Genomic DNA, 15,475 nt, shown 5'->3' on the forward strand with positions numbered 1-15,475 from the left:
TTTTGGTAAAAGATAGAATTTGTTATGGCTAATAAATTACTATTCTTCAAAAAGTGTTTGTAGATTAATATATGAATTTAGTAAATCACTAGTTTTTCAAATACATATTTCTAAAGCTAGTATTATATTTCTCAAGGAGGAAATAGATCAATGGCAAAAAATAAGTCTTTTAACAAATTAATGGCTGGTACAATGACAGCAGCAATGGTGGCGGGAGTAGTAGCTCCAGTTGCTGCATCTGCACAAGAAAACGCATTTAAGGATGTTCCAAACGATTGGTACACAACAGCAATCAATGAAATGGCTGCAAAAGGAATCATCTCAGGTATTGGTGGCGGTCTATTTGGTTTAGGTCAAGACGTAACTCGTGCTCAAGTAGCTACTTTCATTGTAAAAGCGAAAGGTCTTGAAACTGGCACAACAAAAACTACATTCACTGATGTAGATGAAAATAGCGGTTATGCTAAATACATCGCAGCTGCTGAATCTAACAAAATCATGGCTGGTGTAGGCGGTGGCAAATTCGGTCCAGACGAAAAATTAACTCGTGCACAAATGGCACAGATTCTTGTTAACGCATACGGCTTTAAAGCTGATGAAAACAATAAGGCAACTTTCAGCGACCTTGAAAACTTAGGTTGGGAAGGTGCAAAACCTTCAATCGAAACTCTTGCAAGCTTAGGTCTTGTAAAAGGTGAAGGTGAAGGGAAATTCAATCCAAACGGCGTTGTAAAACGTGAAGCAGCTGCTCAGTTCATTTACAATGCAATGAACTACAACAAACAACCAGAAGCAAAAGTTGTTTCTGCAACTCCAATCAATGCTCAAGAAGTAGAAGTTAAATTCGGTACTGAACTTAACAAAGATGAAGTTAAACCAGAATTGTTCATTTTAAACGGTAAAGCTGCTACAGGTGTTAAAGTTTCTAGCGACAACAAAACAGTTGTAGTAACTTTCGCTGAATTAAACGGTGCTAAAGATGCTGTGTTAGTTGTAGAACCTGTTGCAACGAAAGCAGATGCTAAAGTGAAAACTGGTAGACATTCACAAGTTGTTACTTATACAGATACAGTTCGCCCAACAGTTAAAGGTGTAGAATATGTAGATGCAAACACTGCTAAAGTTCTATTCTCTGAGCCAGTTCAAGAAATTGGTAAAGTAACTGCAACACAAGGTGCAACTTTAAAATCATTTAACGCAGGCGATAACTTCGCAACTATCGATTTATCTGCAGTTAAAGAAAACACTGAAGTTGTAGTAACAATCGTTGGTGCTACTGACTTTGCTGGTAACTTAATTTCTCCAAACCCAGCAAAAGTAAAAGTGAAAAAACAAGCGATCGATAAAACTGCACCAACAGTAACAGGTGTAGAAGCTGTTTCTAACAACCAATTAAAAGTAACATTCTCTAAAGACTTTACAGCAACAGCATTAGAAGATGGTATTACTGTAAATGGCGTTAAAGCAGAAAAAGTTGAACTAGATAAAGACAACAGCAAAGTTGCTTACGTAACAGCTAACTTAGTAGATGGTATTAATAATTTCGTAGTTAAAGCTGGTACAACTGATAGCGTTGGTGCTAAATTAGAAAAAGCTTACGAAAAACAAGTAGTTGTTACTATTAAAGAAGATAAAGTAGCTCCAGAATTAGTTAAGCATGAAGTTGTAACTGAAGATAACAAACAAGTTCTTGTATTAACTTACAATGAAGATGTAGCAACATTAGATGCTAAACAACTTCCAGTAGCAGGTACTTTAGTTAAGGATTATGTAACTACAACACCTGACATTAATGTTGAAGCTGCAGTGGACAGCAAAAACAAAAAAGTTGTTAAAGTTGATTTATCAAAATTAGCAGCTGGAAAATGGACAGTTGATTTCGGTGCAGGACTTACTAAAGATGCTGCTGGTAATGCAACAAAAGCAAAATCACTTACTTTTGATGTAGGTACAGTAAAAGAAGAAGTTAAAGGACTTACTTACAGTGTTGATGCTACTGCTAAAAACAATGAAGTAATCATTACATTTGCTGGTCAAGTTGACGGTGCTTCAGCTACAAATGCAGCAAACTATGCAATTGAAGGTGCAAAAGTAGAAAAAGCTGTATTAACTAACAACGAAGCTAAAACAGCTACAGTAAAACTTACATTAAAAGCTGATTCAGTAGAAGCTACTGGTAAATATGCTGTATCTGTAAACGGTGTTAAAGATAGCACGAAATCTGTAGAAGCAAAAGCTGGTGAAAATGCTAATCTATATGTTGAAATTACTGAAAACGTAGCTCCAACAGTAGAAAAAGCTGAGCTTGTAGATGGTAAGAAATTAGAATTAACTTTCAGCGAAGCTGTTAAAAATGTTGACGCTGCAGACTTCATCGTTCTTCTTGACGGTAAAAATGCTGCTGAGTTAGAAAACAAAATTACAGTAGAAGCAACTAAAGTAGAAGGTTCTAAAGTTACATTCACGTTCAACCGTGCATTAGACAGCAAAGAACTTGCTAAAACACTTACAGTAAAACCTGGTAAAGACGGCGTTAAAGTTACTGACAGTAACAATAACAAACTTGCTGCTTTCGAAAGCATTACTGTTAAAAACATCATTAAGTAATATATGAATGATAAAAAAGGCGTTTCAAAGGTAGCTGCATAGCTACTTTTGAACGTTTTTTTATTTTGCTTGTTTCCCCCGTACGATCTGCTTGGAAACGTGAGGGGATGGAATTTAATTTGTCTTGTAGAGGATCATATTAAATCTGTTTATAAAAGCATGAGAAAAAAGGTGCTCCAGAAGCCAGTGTAACTGACTTTTTGGAGCACCTTCTTTTTTATTATTCAATTTCAAAATCAGCAATGATATAAGCGAGTATGACAGAGAAGAAAATACTCACTGATGGCGCTGTTAATACGTGCCCGGACATAAAGCCGATTCCTAGCGATAGGACGAGCGTGCTAGCTAGTAGCATGTATTTTACAGTTACTATTTTCTTGAAGTTTGTAACGCCGTAAATGATTATTTTAATACCGAAGTAAAGTAATGGTAGTAAATAAATGAGAAAACCGACGATTCCGAATGCAAAGAATAGGTCGTGGAAGTCCATTTCGATTAATTTAATTTTAACCGTATAGTTACCAGCGTAGCCCATTCCGAATAATTTTTGTGATAGTGGTGCGTCTTTATAGTATTGTTTGTATACTTTTAAAAACTTATCGCGATCACTGTAAATTAAACTTTTGACCTCAGAGTCTGTTAGCTCACCTTTTGCATGTTTTTTCTCTGCGTCTGGATCTTCTTTAATTACTTTTCCTTCTTTTCTGTCCTTTTCTTCTTGTACTGATTTTTTGTATTCGTATATTTGCATGTGGATGCCCATATTTTTTGAGATAGGAGTATGTGGTGTAAGGGCAATTAAGCCTCCTAGTACAATAGCGGCAACAACTGTATTTACGAGATATGTGGATCCTTTTCCTTCTTTTTTGCGATGAATCATATATTCAATGAATGAGAATAAAAGTGCCACGCCAAGTGTTAGAACGATTGCACCGTATCCTACTTTCGTTCCGACCATAATACTTGCATACATCGCAAGTATTGTTGGAATCCAGTAATAGATTTTCGAGAAAGAAGTTGTTTTATGGATCGAATATAGCACAACGATTGGGAACATAATTGCAAAAATAGCACTTAAATCATTTCCAGCAAAGAACCAACCTCTTGAACCGATCTTTGAGTGAGGATAGCTTGGGAAATCTGTACTAGTTAGCATTGCGACAATCAGTGTGATACTTAAAATTAAAGTTGCATATAAGAAATATGTAATGATTTTGTGAAATGCATATTCTTTGTTTTTTAATTCTTTAAAGACGATAATATATCCAAACAGTAGCACAATAGGATATATACTCTTTAAAATAAATTTCACTTCTTCGCCAAATGAAACCGGGGATTTGACCATCATATTATTTACGAGGCCAATTGCTAGTACAATTCCAAGTAGGCATAAATAGAGAATGTACTTTTTCGCTCCAGGTTGTTTTCTATGAAGAAGTAGATAACCTAATGCGAGAAGCATAAAGGCGAAACGGACTACGATTCCAACAGTTGCGCTCATGTGTAATACATAGATTGAAAAAGATGTTAATAAATCTAAAATTGGTTGAAACACAATGAATAGCAATAGGAAATGCGGGAAGTAGTTATCCGTTTGTTTCAACTTATTAACCATATGTTCCTCCATTTCTTCATTCCTTTATGTAAGCACCCAAGAGATGGGTATAAAAGCCTTATTTACATAGTAAGGCGAATGAATTTCAATGTTTGTTTTTTGCATCAAACTTAAGAATACACCATTTCACTGCAATGGTAAATAGATGAAAAGCATTGATAAACCGACTTTAATTTCTATATTTTTCAACGGAATTGTATGTTTTATACGGAGGTATATACAAATTACGAGATTATTAGACAGAAAATTAAGAAAAAAAGAAGGGTTTTTAACATGCTTTCTATAATTATAGAAGTATAATCTTTATGTGGAAAAGAGGGGTATATATAATGGAAGTAACAAGTAAAACAGAATCTGTTGTTGTGAAATATGAAGGGCGCGTAGCAACGGTCATGGTCAATCGCCCAGAGGTTTTAAATGCATTAGATGAACCAACGTTAAAAGAGTTATTACAAAAGTTGAAAGAAGTGGCGGAAAGTTCTGTTCACGTTGTTGTGTTATGCGGTAGTGGCCGTGGTTTTTCTGCGGGTGGAGATATTAAATCAATGCTTTCAAGTAGTGATGAAAGTAAGTTTGAAGGCATCATGAATACAATTTCTGAAATCGTTGTGACGTTATATACGATGCCAAAGCTTGTTATTAGTGCGATTCATGGACCAACTGCTGGACTCGGATTAAGTATTGCATTAACAGCTGATTATGTTATGGCAGATATATCATCAGTTATTGCGATGAACTTTATTGGAATCGCTTTAATTCCAGATGGTGGCGGCCATTTCTTCCTTCAAAAGCGCGTCGGTGAAAATACGACGAAGCAGATCATTTGGGAAGGGAAGAAATTATCAGCGACAGAAGCGCTAGATATCGGTTTAATTGATGAAGTAATTGGTGAGGATTTCCAAACGGCTGTGAAGCAAAAAATTAATGAATGGTTACAAAAACCAATCAAAGCGATGATTCAAACGAAACAAATTTTATGTGAAGTAAATCGTTCTAATTTAGAACAAACGCTTCAGCTCGAAAAACGTGGTCAATATGCGATGAGACAAACAGCGGATCATAAAGAAGGTATTGCTGCTTTTCTAGAAAAACGTTTACCAGCATTTAAAGGGGAATAAAGTGAAGAAAGTGCTAACACATTTTAGTATAATTGTGTTAGCACTTTTTTTAGGAGTAATAGATGAAGAAAATTATCGGTGTTATCGTTATGATTTTACTTACATATTATGCTTTGCATAGTACACCATCTCCCATTGATTATTAGCCCTCACCAATCGGGCGTTTACAGGCAGCCCCACTCCAACCTAACTTCTTTGCTCCATCTGAATTTTGAGGTGGGAGTTTTACTGCCCGGCAAATAGCGGGATAAAGCAGAGCTCGGGTGTTATTAAATATAGGAGGATAAGAGATGTCAACTTATAACAAGTTAGTAAGGGATCGTGTCCCAGAGAAAATTTTAATGTCTGGAAAAACATATACAGCACAAAAATTAACAGGACAAGCTTACATACAAGCGTTAGCGAAAATTGGTACGGAAGAAATTCGTGAATTTGCTTCGATGAAAGAGCGTGAGCATGCATTAGATTCTCTTGCGGATGCACTTGAAGTTATTATTTCATTAGCTCGCGCAGAGGGTGCAACAATTGAAGATATAGAGCTTATTCGTAAGCGGAAAGAAGAAGAGCGAGGCGGGTTTACAAGAGGGATTTATTTGATGGACGTTTCCGAAGAGTAGTTTCATAGAAAAAGTACAGCTTACTTAGTGACGCTGTGCTTTTTTCCTGCAATTAGGCTAACGATTAAAAAGATAGCTGTTAGTGTCCAGCCAATTGTGATAGAAGTAGTAGTGTGAACGACATAAGAAACTTGTAAACAAATGAGTGAGGATAAAAACCAAATGAGTGCAATATGTACATGTTTTTTCGTTACGGTCATTTTTGCTAACTCCTTTTTACGTACTAAACTAAATTTTACTATAATTTAGAAAATTAAACTATATTAGTAGAGGTTTTATAGTAAATTTTGTATACTGAATAGTAGAGAGAATGAGGAGGAAAACGACAATGGCACATCATGCAAAAGAAACGATGGAATTAATTAAAGAGCTTGTCTCTATTCCAAGTCCATCTGGAAACACGGCGAAAATTATTAATTTTATTGAAAACTATGTAAGTGAGTGGAATGTAGAGACGAAGCGTAATAATAAAGGTGCTCTTATTTTAACGGTTAAAGGGAAGAACGATGAGCAGCATCGTTTATTAACTGCACATGTTGATACGTTAGGTGCGATGGTGAAAGAAATTAAGCCTGACGGTCGTCTTCGTCTATCTATGATTGGTGGATTTCGCTGGAACTCTGTAGAAGGGGAATATTGCGAAATTGAAACGTCAAGCGGTAAGAAGTATACAGGTACAATTTTAATGCATCAAACTTCTGTCCATGTGTACAAAGATGCAGGTGAAGCGAAGCGCGATGAGAAAAATATTGAAGTTCGTATTGATGAGCGTGTTTTCTCAGCAGATGAAGTACGCGAGTTAGGAATTGAAGTAGGAGACTTCGTTTCATTTGATCCACGCGTTCAAATTACAGAGAGTGGATACATAAAATCACGTCATTTAGATGATAAAGTAAGTGTAGCAATTCTATTAAAACTAATTAAAAGATTGCAAGATGAAAAGGTAACATTACCATATACAACACATTTTTTAATTTCTAATAATGAAGAAATTGGGTACGGTGGAAATTCAAACATTCCAGAAGAAACTGTAGAATATTTAGCAGTTGATATGGGAGCGTTAGGTGATGGACAAGCATCTGATGAATATACAGTATCTATTTGTGCGAAAGATTCTAGCGGTCCATACCATTACGCTTTACGTAAACATTTAGTTGAACTAGCGAAAGCGAATGCTATTGAATATAAAGTGGATATTTATCCATACTACGGATCAGACGCATCAGCTGCGATTCGCGCTGGATTTGATGTGAAACATGCGTTAATTGGGGCTGGTATTGACTCTTCTCACGCATTTGAGCGTACGCATGAAAGCTCGATTGCACATACAGAAGCACTCGTATATGCATATGTGATGTCTCATTTAATTGAAGACTAATAGATAGAAAGCTGATCGGAAATAGTATTTTTGATCAGCTTTTCATTTGGGGGATAAAGGAACTTTCCTTATAGGGAATTATGATAATGGAGAAGGAATATGGTATTTTTCGACTTTCCAAACAAATCTTGATACAGGAAAAGCTGAACGGGTTAATGAGAAGAAGCTTCCTTTAGAAGAAGGGAATATATATGCCGAAGAAAATTTTAAGTAATATATTATAAGGAAGCGATTAGTGCAAGTAAGGCGTACTAATCGTTTTTTTACAATAATTGAATTTTATATACATTTATTATTCTTTATATAAGCATCTTTAGTAATATAAATAGAAAACGTATTTACTATAGAGGTAGAATGTTATAAACTATGATAGGAATTGTTTGTTAATATTTTTATAATTAGCATAATTGAAAGAGTTACATAATGTGAAGATTCGAGAGGAGATTTGTTTTTCATGAAGTACAAGGCAATAGCTGCAGGTATTTTAGCAGCAAATTTATTAGCATTTCCAATTAGTAGTTTAGCAGAGACGAAGAAGTTTCCTGATGTTCCGGATAATGCATATTCAAAAGATGCAATCTATTATTTAGTAGAGAAAAATGTAATTAGTGGTATGCCAGATGGTAATTTTGCACCACAAGGCAAGTTAACACGTGCTGAAGCAGCGACAATTATAGCGAAAGCAATCGGATTAGCAGTTAATCCAAGTGCGAAGCCGTCCTTTAACGATTCAAAAGATCATTGGGCAGCTCAGTATATTGCAGCAATTGAAAAAGCTGACATTATTTCAGGACGAACACCAAGTGTATTTGATCCTGAGGGGAAAATAACGCGTGCTGAGATGGCGTCTATGCTTGTAAAGGCATATAAATTAAAAGATCAAGTGAAAGGCCCAATAACTAATAAATTTGCTGATTTAGAAAACCATTTTGGTAAAGAAGCAGCTAATATCTTAGTAGCGTTAGAGATTTCTGCTGGTACAGGAAAGACAACTTGGAGCCCAGATATGCTTATTCCACGTGAACAAGCAGCACAAATGACTTATAAAGCGGACAAGCTAAAGAATAATAATGATGGCAATAAACAGCCAGAAGAAACGAAGAAAATGTATATAGATCGCAAGTTCATTACATATCACGGACCATCTTTATCATCTGGAATTACAGATAATCAACATAATCCACAAACGGTTGAAGTAAAAGAAGAGCGAGATGGATGGATTAAAATTGTAACAAGTAAAGGTGACAAATGGACACCTTTAACAGAGAAAACAGATGTGATTAATGAAGGATTTACTGCATACGAAAAAGCTTCACATGGGTCTAAAGTGCTAGGTACATATGGAGCGCAAACAGTAACGGTTATTGAAGAAAAAGATAGCTGGATTCGTATCCGTACAAACAGTGGCTTCCAATGGGTTGATAAAAATCAATTAAACCCAGTAAAACAAGGTAATTTCTTAGAAGGTAAAGCGATTATTATTGATCCAGGTCATGGTGGAATTGACTCGGGGAATCCTGGTTATTATGAGAAAGAAAGTCAAACCGTATTAGATGTATCATTACGATTACAGAAAATATTTGAGAAAAAGACACCGTTTACTGTGTTGTTAACTCGTGAGAATGATACACGTCCAGGAAACACTGCAGCTGAGTCTTTACAAAAACGTGTAGAATTTGCTCAGGCAAATAAAGGTGATATTTTTGTAAGTATTCATGGTAATGGTACAGATAGTAAACAAGGACAAGGTACAGAAACATTCTACTATGAATCAGCGACAGCAAGAGGGACAAACCCGAATGTATCAGAAAGTCGTTTATTAGCAGAGAAAATTCAAGATCGTCTTGTAGATGCACTTGGAACAAAAGATCGCGGTGTGAAGAAAGGCGATTTATATGTAATTAGAGAAAACACAATGCCAGCTGTATTAGCAGAATTAGCATTTGTAGATAATAAAAGTGATGCAGATAAACTAGCTACACCAGCACAGAGACAAAGTGCAGCGGAAGCTATTTATCAAGGTATTTTAGATTACTACGAAGAAACGGGTAACAACGTATCTTCTTACCGTTAATAAATAGAGAGAATGATAGAAGAGATTGCTGAGAGGCAGTCTCTTTTATTTATTAAATGAATTATAAAGGTTTCTCTTTATTTCGGGCATATGATATCATTTAACTTTACGTGAAAAAGTATTCGAGTAATTGTAATCATAACAATTTAAAACGATAAAGGATGATCATAGATTGAATAATCATAGTAAAACACCTGCATGTATATATACGTATGCGTTTCGCGAAGAGGAGCGTGCTTTATGTTACTTGGAAATGCGCTCGTTCTTTGGGATGGAGTCTCACGTTAATATTTTGAAAAGTGAAGTCAAGATTGCTCCGAGTAGAAGTCCGTTTATTAAAGAGCGCGTTGAGGTTATGTATGAAGGGGACGACTTAGAAAGTATTTTAGAACAAGTGGAACAAATTGATTTAGCGGGAGCGACATTCAAAGTTATCTTCGTTAAAATCAATGATCTTGGTAAAGAAAATAAAATTGAATATGGGGAAAGACGCCTTATTGAACGAGACCTCGGCATGCATATTGAAGGAGAAGCTGATGTTCGTAATCCAGAGCGTGTATTCGGGATTGTTCCACTTGGAGGACGCTGGTACTTCGGGCACTATGTAGAAAGTGATCCGGTTTGGTATCATCATATAAAAAAACCGCATAGCTATTCGACATCACTGAGCACACGTGTTGCTAGAGCTGTCGCAAATATCGCTGTACCAAACCCAGATGGAGTGCGAGCAATTGACCCGTGCTGCGGTATTGGAACAGTAGTAGTAGAAGCACTTTCTATGGGGATTAACATCGTTGGTAGAGATATAAATCCACTTGTAGTTCTTGGAACGAGAAAAAACATTGCACATTTCGGGTTTGAAGGAACAGTAACAAAAGGCCCAATTGAAGAAATTACTGAGAACTACGACGTCGCAATTATCGATATGCCGTACGACCTATTTACGCACGCAACACCAGAAGATCAACTCTCGATTCTTTCAAGTGCGCGCCGCATTGCAAAAAAAGTAGTCGTTGTCACGATGGAAACAATGGACGACATGATTCATGAAGCGGGATTTGAAATTACAGACCGCTGTATCACAAGAAAAGGATCATTTTCTAGACAAATTCTTGTTTGTGAATAAGAAAGGTCACCCGTCTGGGTGACCTTTTTTGGTTTGTATTATTGTAGCGTGATGTGTAATTGGTTGGTCGTTGAGAGCGGGCGTTTGCTGGAAGTAGTCAATAAATCGATAGATTCCGGGAATCGTTTTGTTAGTATATTACTCTTCCTTCAGCTTTTCCTGTTCTACAATTAGTAAATTGCGTAAGACGTGTCCGCGGTAACTTTCTAGTTTGCGTCCTTCATGATAGCGAACACCTAATTTCTTTAGTTCAGCTACGTACCAGCCTTTTGTTCCGTAATACATGAGACCACTTCCTTTTTGCTTTTGAACAGTATATGTGCCTGGGCGAGAGAATTTTCTTTTTTTATTCATGAAATTTGTGGAATTTAATATTGAATATTCAGTTTATTTTAATTATGATTAACTTATTATCGGATGACAGTGATTAGCCTCGCTGTAAGCCCGGATTTATGTTTGAAAATGAAGAGAGTAACTTCTTTCCACTTGAGCTTCTTTAGCAGAAGTACGAGCTATAAGGATAAGTGTAGTAAAATTCAATGCAAATGTGTACATTGTTTTTCTGGCTCTTAACATAGTAACGGAGGATGAAATATGCGTAAAGGGACATTTTTTATGGCAGGACATTCGAGACTTCCGAAAGGGATGGCTGTTCGCAGTATGTACGAAACATTAACGATTACAATTGAGGCAGATCATAAATATCACGTTATTATTGAAGCGTCATGTACGCTTGCGACAGAGCACGGTAGAGACTTCGTCGCTCAAATGTTGAGAGGACATAGTTTGCAAGATGGTATTGAAGAAATCGTTCAAGATATTATGGACCATTATCAAGGAAAAGCGCAAAATGCTATCGTTAGTGCGGTAAAGGATTTGCATCGCCAATACGTAAGTTATTTAAATGATGAACAGCCCAGGGGAGAGTACGAGGAAACAACACCATAAAAACTGTCTAGTTTATCACCGTAAACGAGAGCCAGTTGTATTTCCGTAAACGCCCGATTGGTGAAGGCTAATAATCAGTGGGGGATGAACAAAACCCCCACTGATTAAAGTTTCACTTTATTGAGGAGGCAAGGGATATGAAAAAATTAAATGAAGGGCAAGTTGTAAAACAAGAGGAGAAAAAAAGAGGGTGTGCTGAAAGTAAGGGTATTTGTAAAATGTGTAAAGTTTGTCGAGAAAATAATAAAAAACGAATTGACAGTTATAATATTTTGAATTATTATTTAATTAATAAGATCCATACGAGAAATTAGCCTTCTCTATATCCGATCTTGCTTTCCTGTTTTACAAATATTTTCATACAAACTGTCTATTATTATTGTACTTTAAGAGATTAAAGAACATTCGTAATTATGAGCCAGTTGTACGTTTCTACGATTTTATGTCGTGGTATGCGTATAACTGGCTTTTTCGTTGTTAGGACAGTAAGACCGAATCTCAGCATAAGAAGATAAGGATAACTGTCTGTAAAAAGCGTCGATACGTTCTTCATATTTAAATTAGGGAGGAATTGAAATGTCGATTATTACAGAACAAAATGCGAAGATGAAATTTGCAAAGAAATATGAGGGGTATGAAATTGCTCCTCATCCAGAGCATAAACGTTTATATCATATTACGCTAAACCAGCAATTGCTTAAGCAGTTTTTTGAAGAGGTAAAAGAGCATTCAGAGCAGTCACTGCAATATATTCCTTATTCCCGGTTTAATCTTGCGGATGGAATGAGAAAGATTTTTGGGCAATCATTTATGGATAACATTCGCGGCATTATTCATGACCGTGAAACGGGCGGATTTACAATTGGGGTGCAAGGTGAAACTGCAGATCCAGCAGACTACGTGAAATTTGCAACAGCATTAACACATTTAATCGGGGAGCCAAACTTTGATGCAATGACAGGAACGTATTATGCTAGATTTAATGTAAAAGATACGGATAGTAGTGATTCTTACCTTCGTCAAGCGTACCGATTGTTTACACTTCATACAGACGGTACATTCGTTGATGAGCCGACAGATTGGCTTCTTATGATGAAAATTGAAGAGCAAAATGCAGTAGGAGGGGAATCCCGTTTACTACATTTAGACGATTGGGAAGATCTTCAAAAGTTTAGAAATCATTCACTCGCATCTGTTAAAGTTACGTATAAAGCACCACCAAGTAAAAATGCGCAAGAAATCGTCTATCGTGAAACATTTTTTGATGTGAATAACGCACCATGTATTTGTTTTATTGATCAGTTCGCTTATCCAGATAATATTGAACAAGCAAACTATCTGAAAGACTTATCATATTCTGTTGAAAACTCACCAGCAACACATGCATTAAAATTGCCAATTGGTGACTTAGTTCTGTTAAACAATTTATTTTGGATGCACGGAAGAGCTGCATTTGAAAAAAATAAAGATTTATATAGAGAACTAATGCGTCAACGTGGTTGTTTTTCTAAATAATATGTACGGCGGGTCTCTCAAGGAGACCTGCCTTTTATACTATTAAGGGGGAAGTAGGATGTATGACTTTATAATTATTGGCGGAGGAATTGTTGGCCTTTCAACTGGAATGGCTTTAACGAAAAAATTCTCTCGTGCAAAAATCGCAATCATTGAAAAAGAAAAGGAACTTGCACATCATCAAACTGGGCATAATAGCGGAGTAATTCACTCTGGAATTTACTATAAACCAGGGAGTTATAAAGCAAAGTTTGCCAAAGAAGGAAACGCAGCTATGGTTCAATTTTGTAAAGAAAATGACATCGCTTATGACATGTGCGGAAAAGTAATTGTCGCTACAGAAAAGGACGAACTTCCTCTTTTACATAACTTATATGAGAGAGGCTTACAAAACGATTTACACATTTCAAAAATAGATAAGGAAGAATTAGCTGAAATTGAGCCTCATGTAAAAGGACTTGGGGCAATCCGTGTTCCTTCTTGCGGGATTGCTGATTATAGAGGAGTAAGTTATGCATTTGCCCGTTTGATTCAAGAAAAAGGCGGAGAAATACATGTAGGAACAGCGGCGAAGCGTATTACTGAGAAGAAAGACGCTGTAACGATTGAGACAAATCAAGGTGTATTTAAAACGAAATTTCTCATTAACTGCGCCGGATTACATAGCGATCGCATTGCGAAAAAGACAGGGATATTAACGGATATGAAAATTGTTCCGTTCCGCGGTGAATATTACGAACTTGTCCCAGAAAAACGTCACCTTGTAAAACATTTAATTTATCCAGTCCCAAATCCAGAATTCCCGTTTTTAGGCGTTCATTTCACAAGAATGATAAACGGAGACGTACATGCAGGACCAAGCGCAGTATTAAGCTTTAAGCGAGAAGGCTATACGAAAACAGACTTTGATATAAAAGACTTCATGGAAACAATGACATACACAGGCTTTTGGAAAATGGCGATGCCAAATATGAAAGAAGGCATAAAAGAAATGGTACGCTCATTTAGTAAACAATCATTCCTAAAAAGTTTACAGCGCTTAATACCAGAGCTAACAGAAAAAGATATCGTCCCAACCCATGCAGGTGTAAGGGCACAAGCTATTTTATCAAACGGAAATATGGTGGATGATTTCTGCATTATCCCTGGCATCAATTCTCTGCATATTTGTAATGCGCCATCTCCAGCTGCGACGGCTAGTATAAAGATTGGTGAGGAGGTTGCTAAGCAAGTGCCTGATGTGGTGGCGGTGAGGGTTTGATTGGGTCCCCTGGTCTCGGGGGATTTTTTTAGTTTTGGATGCTCGGGTGTGGGATTGGTTGTAGGCTAACGATTGCCGACTGTCTACTGTATAAAAAAATAGACAGTAGTGTATGTTTTTTTGAAAAATGTATACAAATCTCGCCCTTATACGTTGGCATGATACTTGCAATGAAAATAGTATCAACATATAGGGGAGAGATAGGAATGAAGGTTAGTAAAATATACACAACAATTGATGCTCACGTAGCTGGGGAACCACTTCGAATTATTACGGGCGGCGTGCCGGAAATAAAAGGAGAAACGCAGTTGGAAAGACGCGCATACTGCATGGAACATTTGGATCATCTTCGCGAGATTCTTATGTATGAACCGAGAGGACATCACGGCATGTACGGTTGTATCATTACTCCGCCCGCAAGTGCTCATGCTGATTTTGGCGTATTATTTATGCACAATGAAGGCTGGAGTACGATGTGTGGTCACGGAATTATCGCTGTTATTACAGTAGGAATTGAAACTGGTATGTTTGAAGTGACAGGGGAAAAACAAAAATTCATTATTGATAGCCCTGCCGGGGAAGTTATTGCGTACGCAAAATTTAACGGGAGCGAAGTTGAATCCGTATCATTTGAAAACGTTCCTTCGTTTGTATATAAGAAAGACGTTCCTATTAAAATAGATGACTATGAATTTCAAGTAGATATTGCGTTTGGCGGAGCATTCTACGCTGTTGTAGATAGTAAAGAGTTTGGTTTGAAAGTCGATTTCAAAGATTTAGCTGCAATTCAAACGTGGGGCGGTAAAATTAAACACTACATTGAAAGCCAAATGGAAGTAAAACATCCACTTGAAGAAGATTTAAAAGGAATATACGGTGTTATTTTCTCAGATGAGCCAAAAGGAAAAGACGCTACTTTACGAAATGTAACGATCTTTGCTGATGGGCAAGTAGACCGTTCCCCTTGCGGCACAGGAACTTCCGCAAGAATCGCAACCCTTTTTGAAAAAGATGCCTTACAAAAGGGAGAAACTTTCGTCCATGAATGCATTACTGACGGCCAATTTATCGGAGAAGTATTATCTGTAACAGAGGTAGATAAATATGAAGCTGTCGTTCCAAAAGTAACGGGGAATGCATTTATTACAGGGTTCCATCAGTTCGTTGTAGACCCGAGAGATGTTTTGAAGCGGGGGTTTTTGTTAGGATAGAAGGA

Annotated in this window: 14 protein-coding genes; 11 read left to right on the forward strand and 3 right to left on the reverse strand. The window is 36.8% G+C overall.

Annotated features, from left to right (window positions below; translation table 11 throughout):
• Nucleotides 1-150 precede the first annotated feature (150 nt).
• Nucleotides 151-2,607 carry an S-layer homology domain-containing protein gene (locus tag KPL75_RS18625; RefSeq protein WP_219917296.1) on the forward strand — a complete coding sequence of 819 codons (2,457 nt, stop codon included), beginning with the start codon at nucleotides 151-153 and terminating at the stop codon, nucleotides 2,605-2,607.
• A gap of 220 nt (nucleotides 2,608-2,827) precedes the next feature.
• On the opposite strand, the gene KPL75_RS18630 is transcribed toward KPL75_RS18625, so the two are convergent.
• The gene (locus KPL75_RS18630; RefSeq protein WP_219917297.1) at nucleotides 2,828-4,222 is read right to left on the reverse strand and encodes an O-antigen ligase family protein; all 1,395 of its coding nucleotides are present in this window, start codon (nucleotides 4,220-4,222) and stop codon (nucleotides 2,828-2,830) included.
• Nucleotides 4,223-4,551: 329 nt separating this feature from the next.
• On the opposite strand from KPL75_RS18630, the gene KPL75_RS18635 reads away from it, so the two are divergent.
• Nucleotides 4,552-5,340 carry an enoyl-CoA hydratase gene (locus KPL75_RS18635; protein WP_219917298.1) on the forward strand — a complete coding sequence of 263 codons (789 nt, stop codon included), beginning with the start codon at nucleotides 4,552-4,554 and terminating at the stop codon, nucleotides 5,338-5,340.
• 290 nt (nucleotides 5,341-5,630) lie between these two features.
• Nucleotides 5,631-5,957 (forward strand): nucleoside triphosphate pyrophosphohydrolase, encoded by a 327-nt coding sequence (locus KPL75_RS18640; RefSeq protein ID WP_219917299.1) that lies wholly within the window; start codon nucleotides 5,631-5,633, stop codon nucleotides 5,955-5,957.
• 20 nt (nucleotides 5,958-5,977) lie between these two features.
• Here the strand turns inward: KPL75_RS18640 and KPL75_RS18645 are convergent, their stop codons facing one another.
• Nucleotides 5,978-6,157: a hypothetical protein gene (locus KPL75_RS18645; protein ID WP_219917300.1), complete on the reverse strand. Its 180-nt coding sequence runs from the start codon at nucleotides 6,155-6,157 to the stop codon at nucleotides 5,978-5,980.
• 128 nt (nucleotides 6,158-6,285) lie between these two features.
• On the opposite strand from KPL75_RS18645, the gene KPL75_RS18650 reads away from it, so the two are divergent.
• The 3 genes from KPL75_RS18650 to KPL75_RS18660 all read left to right on the forward strand — a co-directional run bounded on the left by KPL75_RS18650 (nucleotide 6,286) and on the right by KPL75_RS18660 (nucleotide 10,535).
• Nucleotides 6,286-7,335, forward strand: a complete 1,050-nt coding sequence (locus KPL75_RS18650) for a M42 family metallopeptidase (RefSeq protein ID WP_219917301.1) — start codon at nucleotides 6,286-6,288, stop codon at nucleotides 7,333-7,335.
• 454 nt (nucleotides 7,336-7,789) lie between these two features.
• The gene (locus tag KPL75_RS18655; RefSeq protein WP_219917302.1) at nucleotides 7,790-9,409 is read left to right on the forward strand and encodes an N-acetylmuramoyl-L-alanine amidase; all 1,620 of its coding nucleotides are present in this window, start codon (nucleotides 7,790-7,792) and stop codon (nucleotides 9,407-9,409) included.
• A 172-nt stretch (nucleotides 9,410-9,581) separates the two neighbouring features.
• The gene (locus KPL75_RS18660) at nucleotides 9,582-10,535 is read left to right on the forward strand and encodes a TRM11 family SAM-dependent methyltransferase (RefSeq protein WP_070138810.1); all 954 of its coding nucleotides are present in this window, start codon (nucleotides 9,582-9,584) and stop codon (nucleotides 10,533-10,535) included.
• A 138-nt stretch (nucleotides 10,536-10,673) separates the two neighbouring features.
• Here KPL75_RS18660 and KPL75_RS18665 read toward each other — a convergent pair whose 3' ends face one another.
• Nucleotides 10,674-10,889 (reverse strand): YflJ family protein, encoded by a 216-nt coding sequence (locus KPL75_RS18665; RefSeq protein ID WP_219917303.1) that lies wholly within the window; start codon nucleotides 10,887-10,889, stop codon nucleotides 10,674-10,676.
• A gap of 240 nt (nucleotides 10,890-11,129) precedes the next feature.
• Between KPL75_RS18665 and KPL75_RS18670 the strand changes: the two genes are divergently transcribed.
• From KPL75_RS18670 to KPL75_RS18690, 5 genes are all read left to right on the forward strand, one after another.
• A complete protein-coding gene (locus KPL75_RS18670; RefSeq protein ID WP_002134650.1) occupies nucleotides 11,130-11,483 on the forward strand; it encodes a DUF3870 domain-containing protein in 354 nt (117 codons plus the stop codon).
• Nucleotides 11,484-11,620: 137 nt separating this feature from the next.
• A complete protein-coding gene (locus KPL75_RS18675) occupies nucleotides 11,621-11,797 on the forward strand; it encodes a hypothetical protein (protein WP_219917304.1) in 177 nt (58 codons plus the stop codon).
• 262 nt (nucleotides 11,798-12,059) lie between these two features.
• A complete protein-coding gene (gene glaH / locus KPL75_RS18680; protein WP_219917305.1) occupies nucleotides 12,060-12,998 on the forward strand; it encodes a glutarate dioxygenase GlaH in 939 nt (312 codons plus the stop codon).
• 58 nt (nucleotides 12,999-13,056) lie between these two features.
• Complete coding sequence (gene lhgO / locus KPL75_RS18685) at nucleotides 13,057-14,259, forward strand: L-2-hydroxyglutarate oxidase (protein WP_219917306.1); 1,203 nt, start codon at nucleotides 13,057-13,059, stop codon at nucleotides 14,257-14,259.
• 158 nt (nucleotides 14,260-14,417) lie between these two features.
• Entirely contained in the window at nucleotides 14,418-15,470 is a 1,053-nt protein-coding gene (locus tag KPL75_RS18690) for a proline racemase family protein (RefSeq protein ID WP_219917307.1), read from the forward strand.
• Nucleotides 15,471-15,475: the final 5 nt, after the last annotated feature.

The organism is Bacillus sp. NP247 (genome assembly GCF_018966865.1).
In the GTDB taxonomy this organism is placed as follows: Bacteria; Bacillota; Bacilli; order Bacillales; family Bacillaceae_G; genus Bacillus_A.

Excerpts from the sequence above, each read along its gene's own strand:
- glaH (WP_219917305.1), top strand. The coding sequence starts at position 12,060 with ATGTCGATTATTACAGAACAAAATGCGAAGATGAAATTTGCAAAGAAA.
- KPL75_RS18625 (WP_219917296.1), top strand. The coding sequence starts at position 151 with ATGGCAAAAAATAAGTCTTTTAACAAATTAATGGCTGGTACAATGACA.
- KPL75_RS18670 (WP_002134650.1), top strand. The coding sequence starts at position 11,130 with ATGCGTAAAGGGACATTTTTTATGGCAGGACATTCGAGACTTCCGAAA.
- KPL75_RS18675 (WP_219917304.1), top strand. The coding sequence starts at position 11,621 with ATGAAAAAATTAAATGAAGGGCAAGTTGTAAAACAAGAGGAGAAAAAA.
- KPL75_RS18635 (WP_219917298.1), top strand. The coding sequence starts at position 4,552 with ATGGAAGTAACAAGTAAAACAGAATCTGTTGTTGTGAAATATGAAGGG.
- KPL75_RS18630 (WP_219917297.1), bottom strand. The coding sequence starts at position 4,222 with ATGGTTAATAAGTTGAAACAAACGGATAACTACTTCCCGCATTTCCTA.
- KPL75_RS18650 (WP_219917301.1), top strand. The coding sequence starts at position 6,286 with ATGGCACATCATGCAAAAGAAACGATGGAATTAATTAAAGAGCTTGTC.
- KPL75_RS18665 (WP_219917303.1), bottom strand. The coding sequence starts at position 10,889 with ATGAATAAAAAAAGAAAATTCTCTCGCCCAGGCACATATACTGTTCAA.
- KPL75_RS18690 (WP_219917307.1), top strand. The coding sequence starts at position 14,418 with ATGATACTTGCAATGAAAATAGTATCAACATATAGGGGAGAGATAGGA.
- KPL75_RS18645 (WP_219917300.1), bottom strand. The coding sequence starts at position 6,157 with ATGACCGTAACGAAAAAACATGTACATATTGCACTCATTTGGTTTTTA.
- lhgO (WP_219917306.1), top strand. The coding sequence starts at position 13,057 with ATGTATGACTTTATAATTATTGGCGGAGGAATTGTTGGCCTTTCAACT.
- KPL75_RS18640 (WP_219917299.1), top strand. The coding sequence starts at position 5,631 with ATGTCAACTTATAACAAGTTAGTAAGGGATCGTGTCCCAGAGAAAATT.
- KPL75_RS18655 (WP_219917302.1), top strand. The coding sequence starts at position 7,790 with ATGAAGTACAAGGCAATAGCTGCAGGTATTTTAGCAGCAAATTTATTA.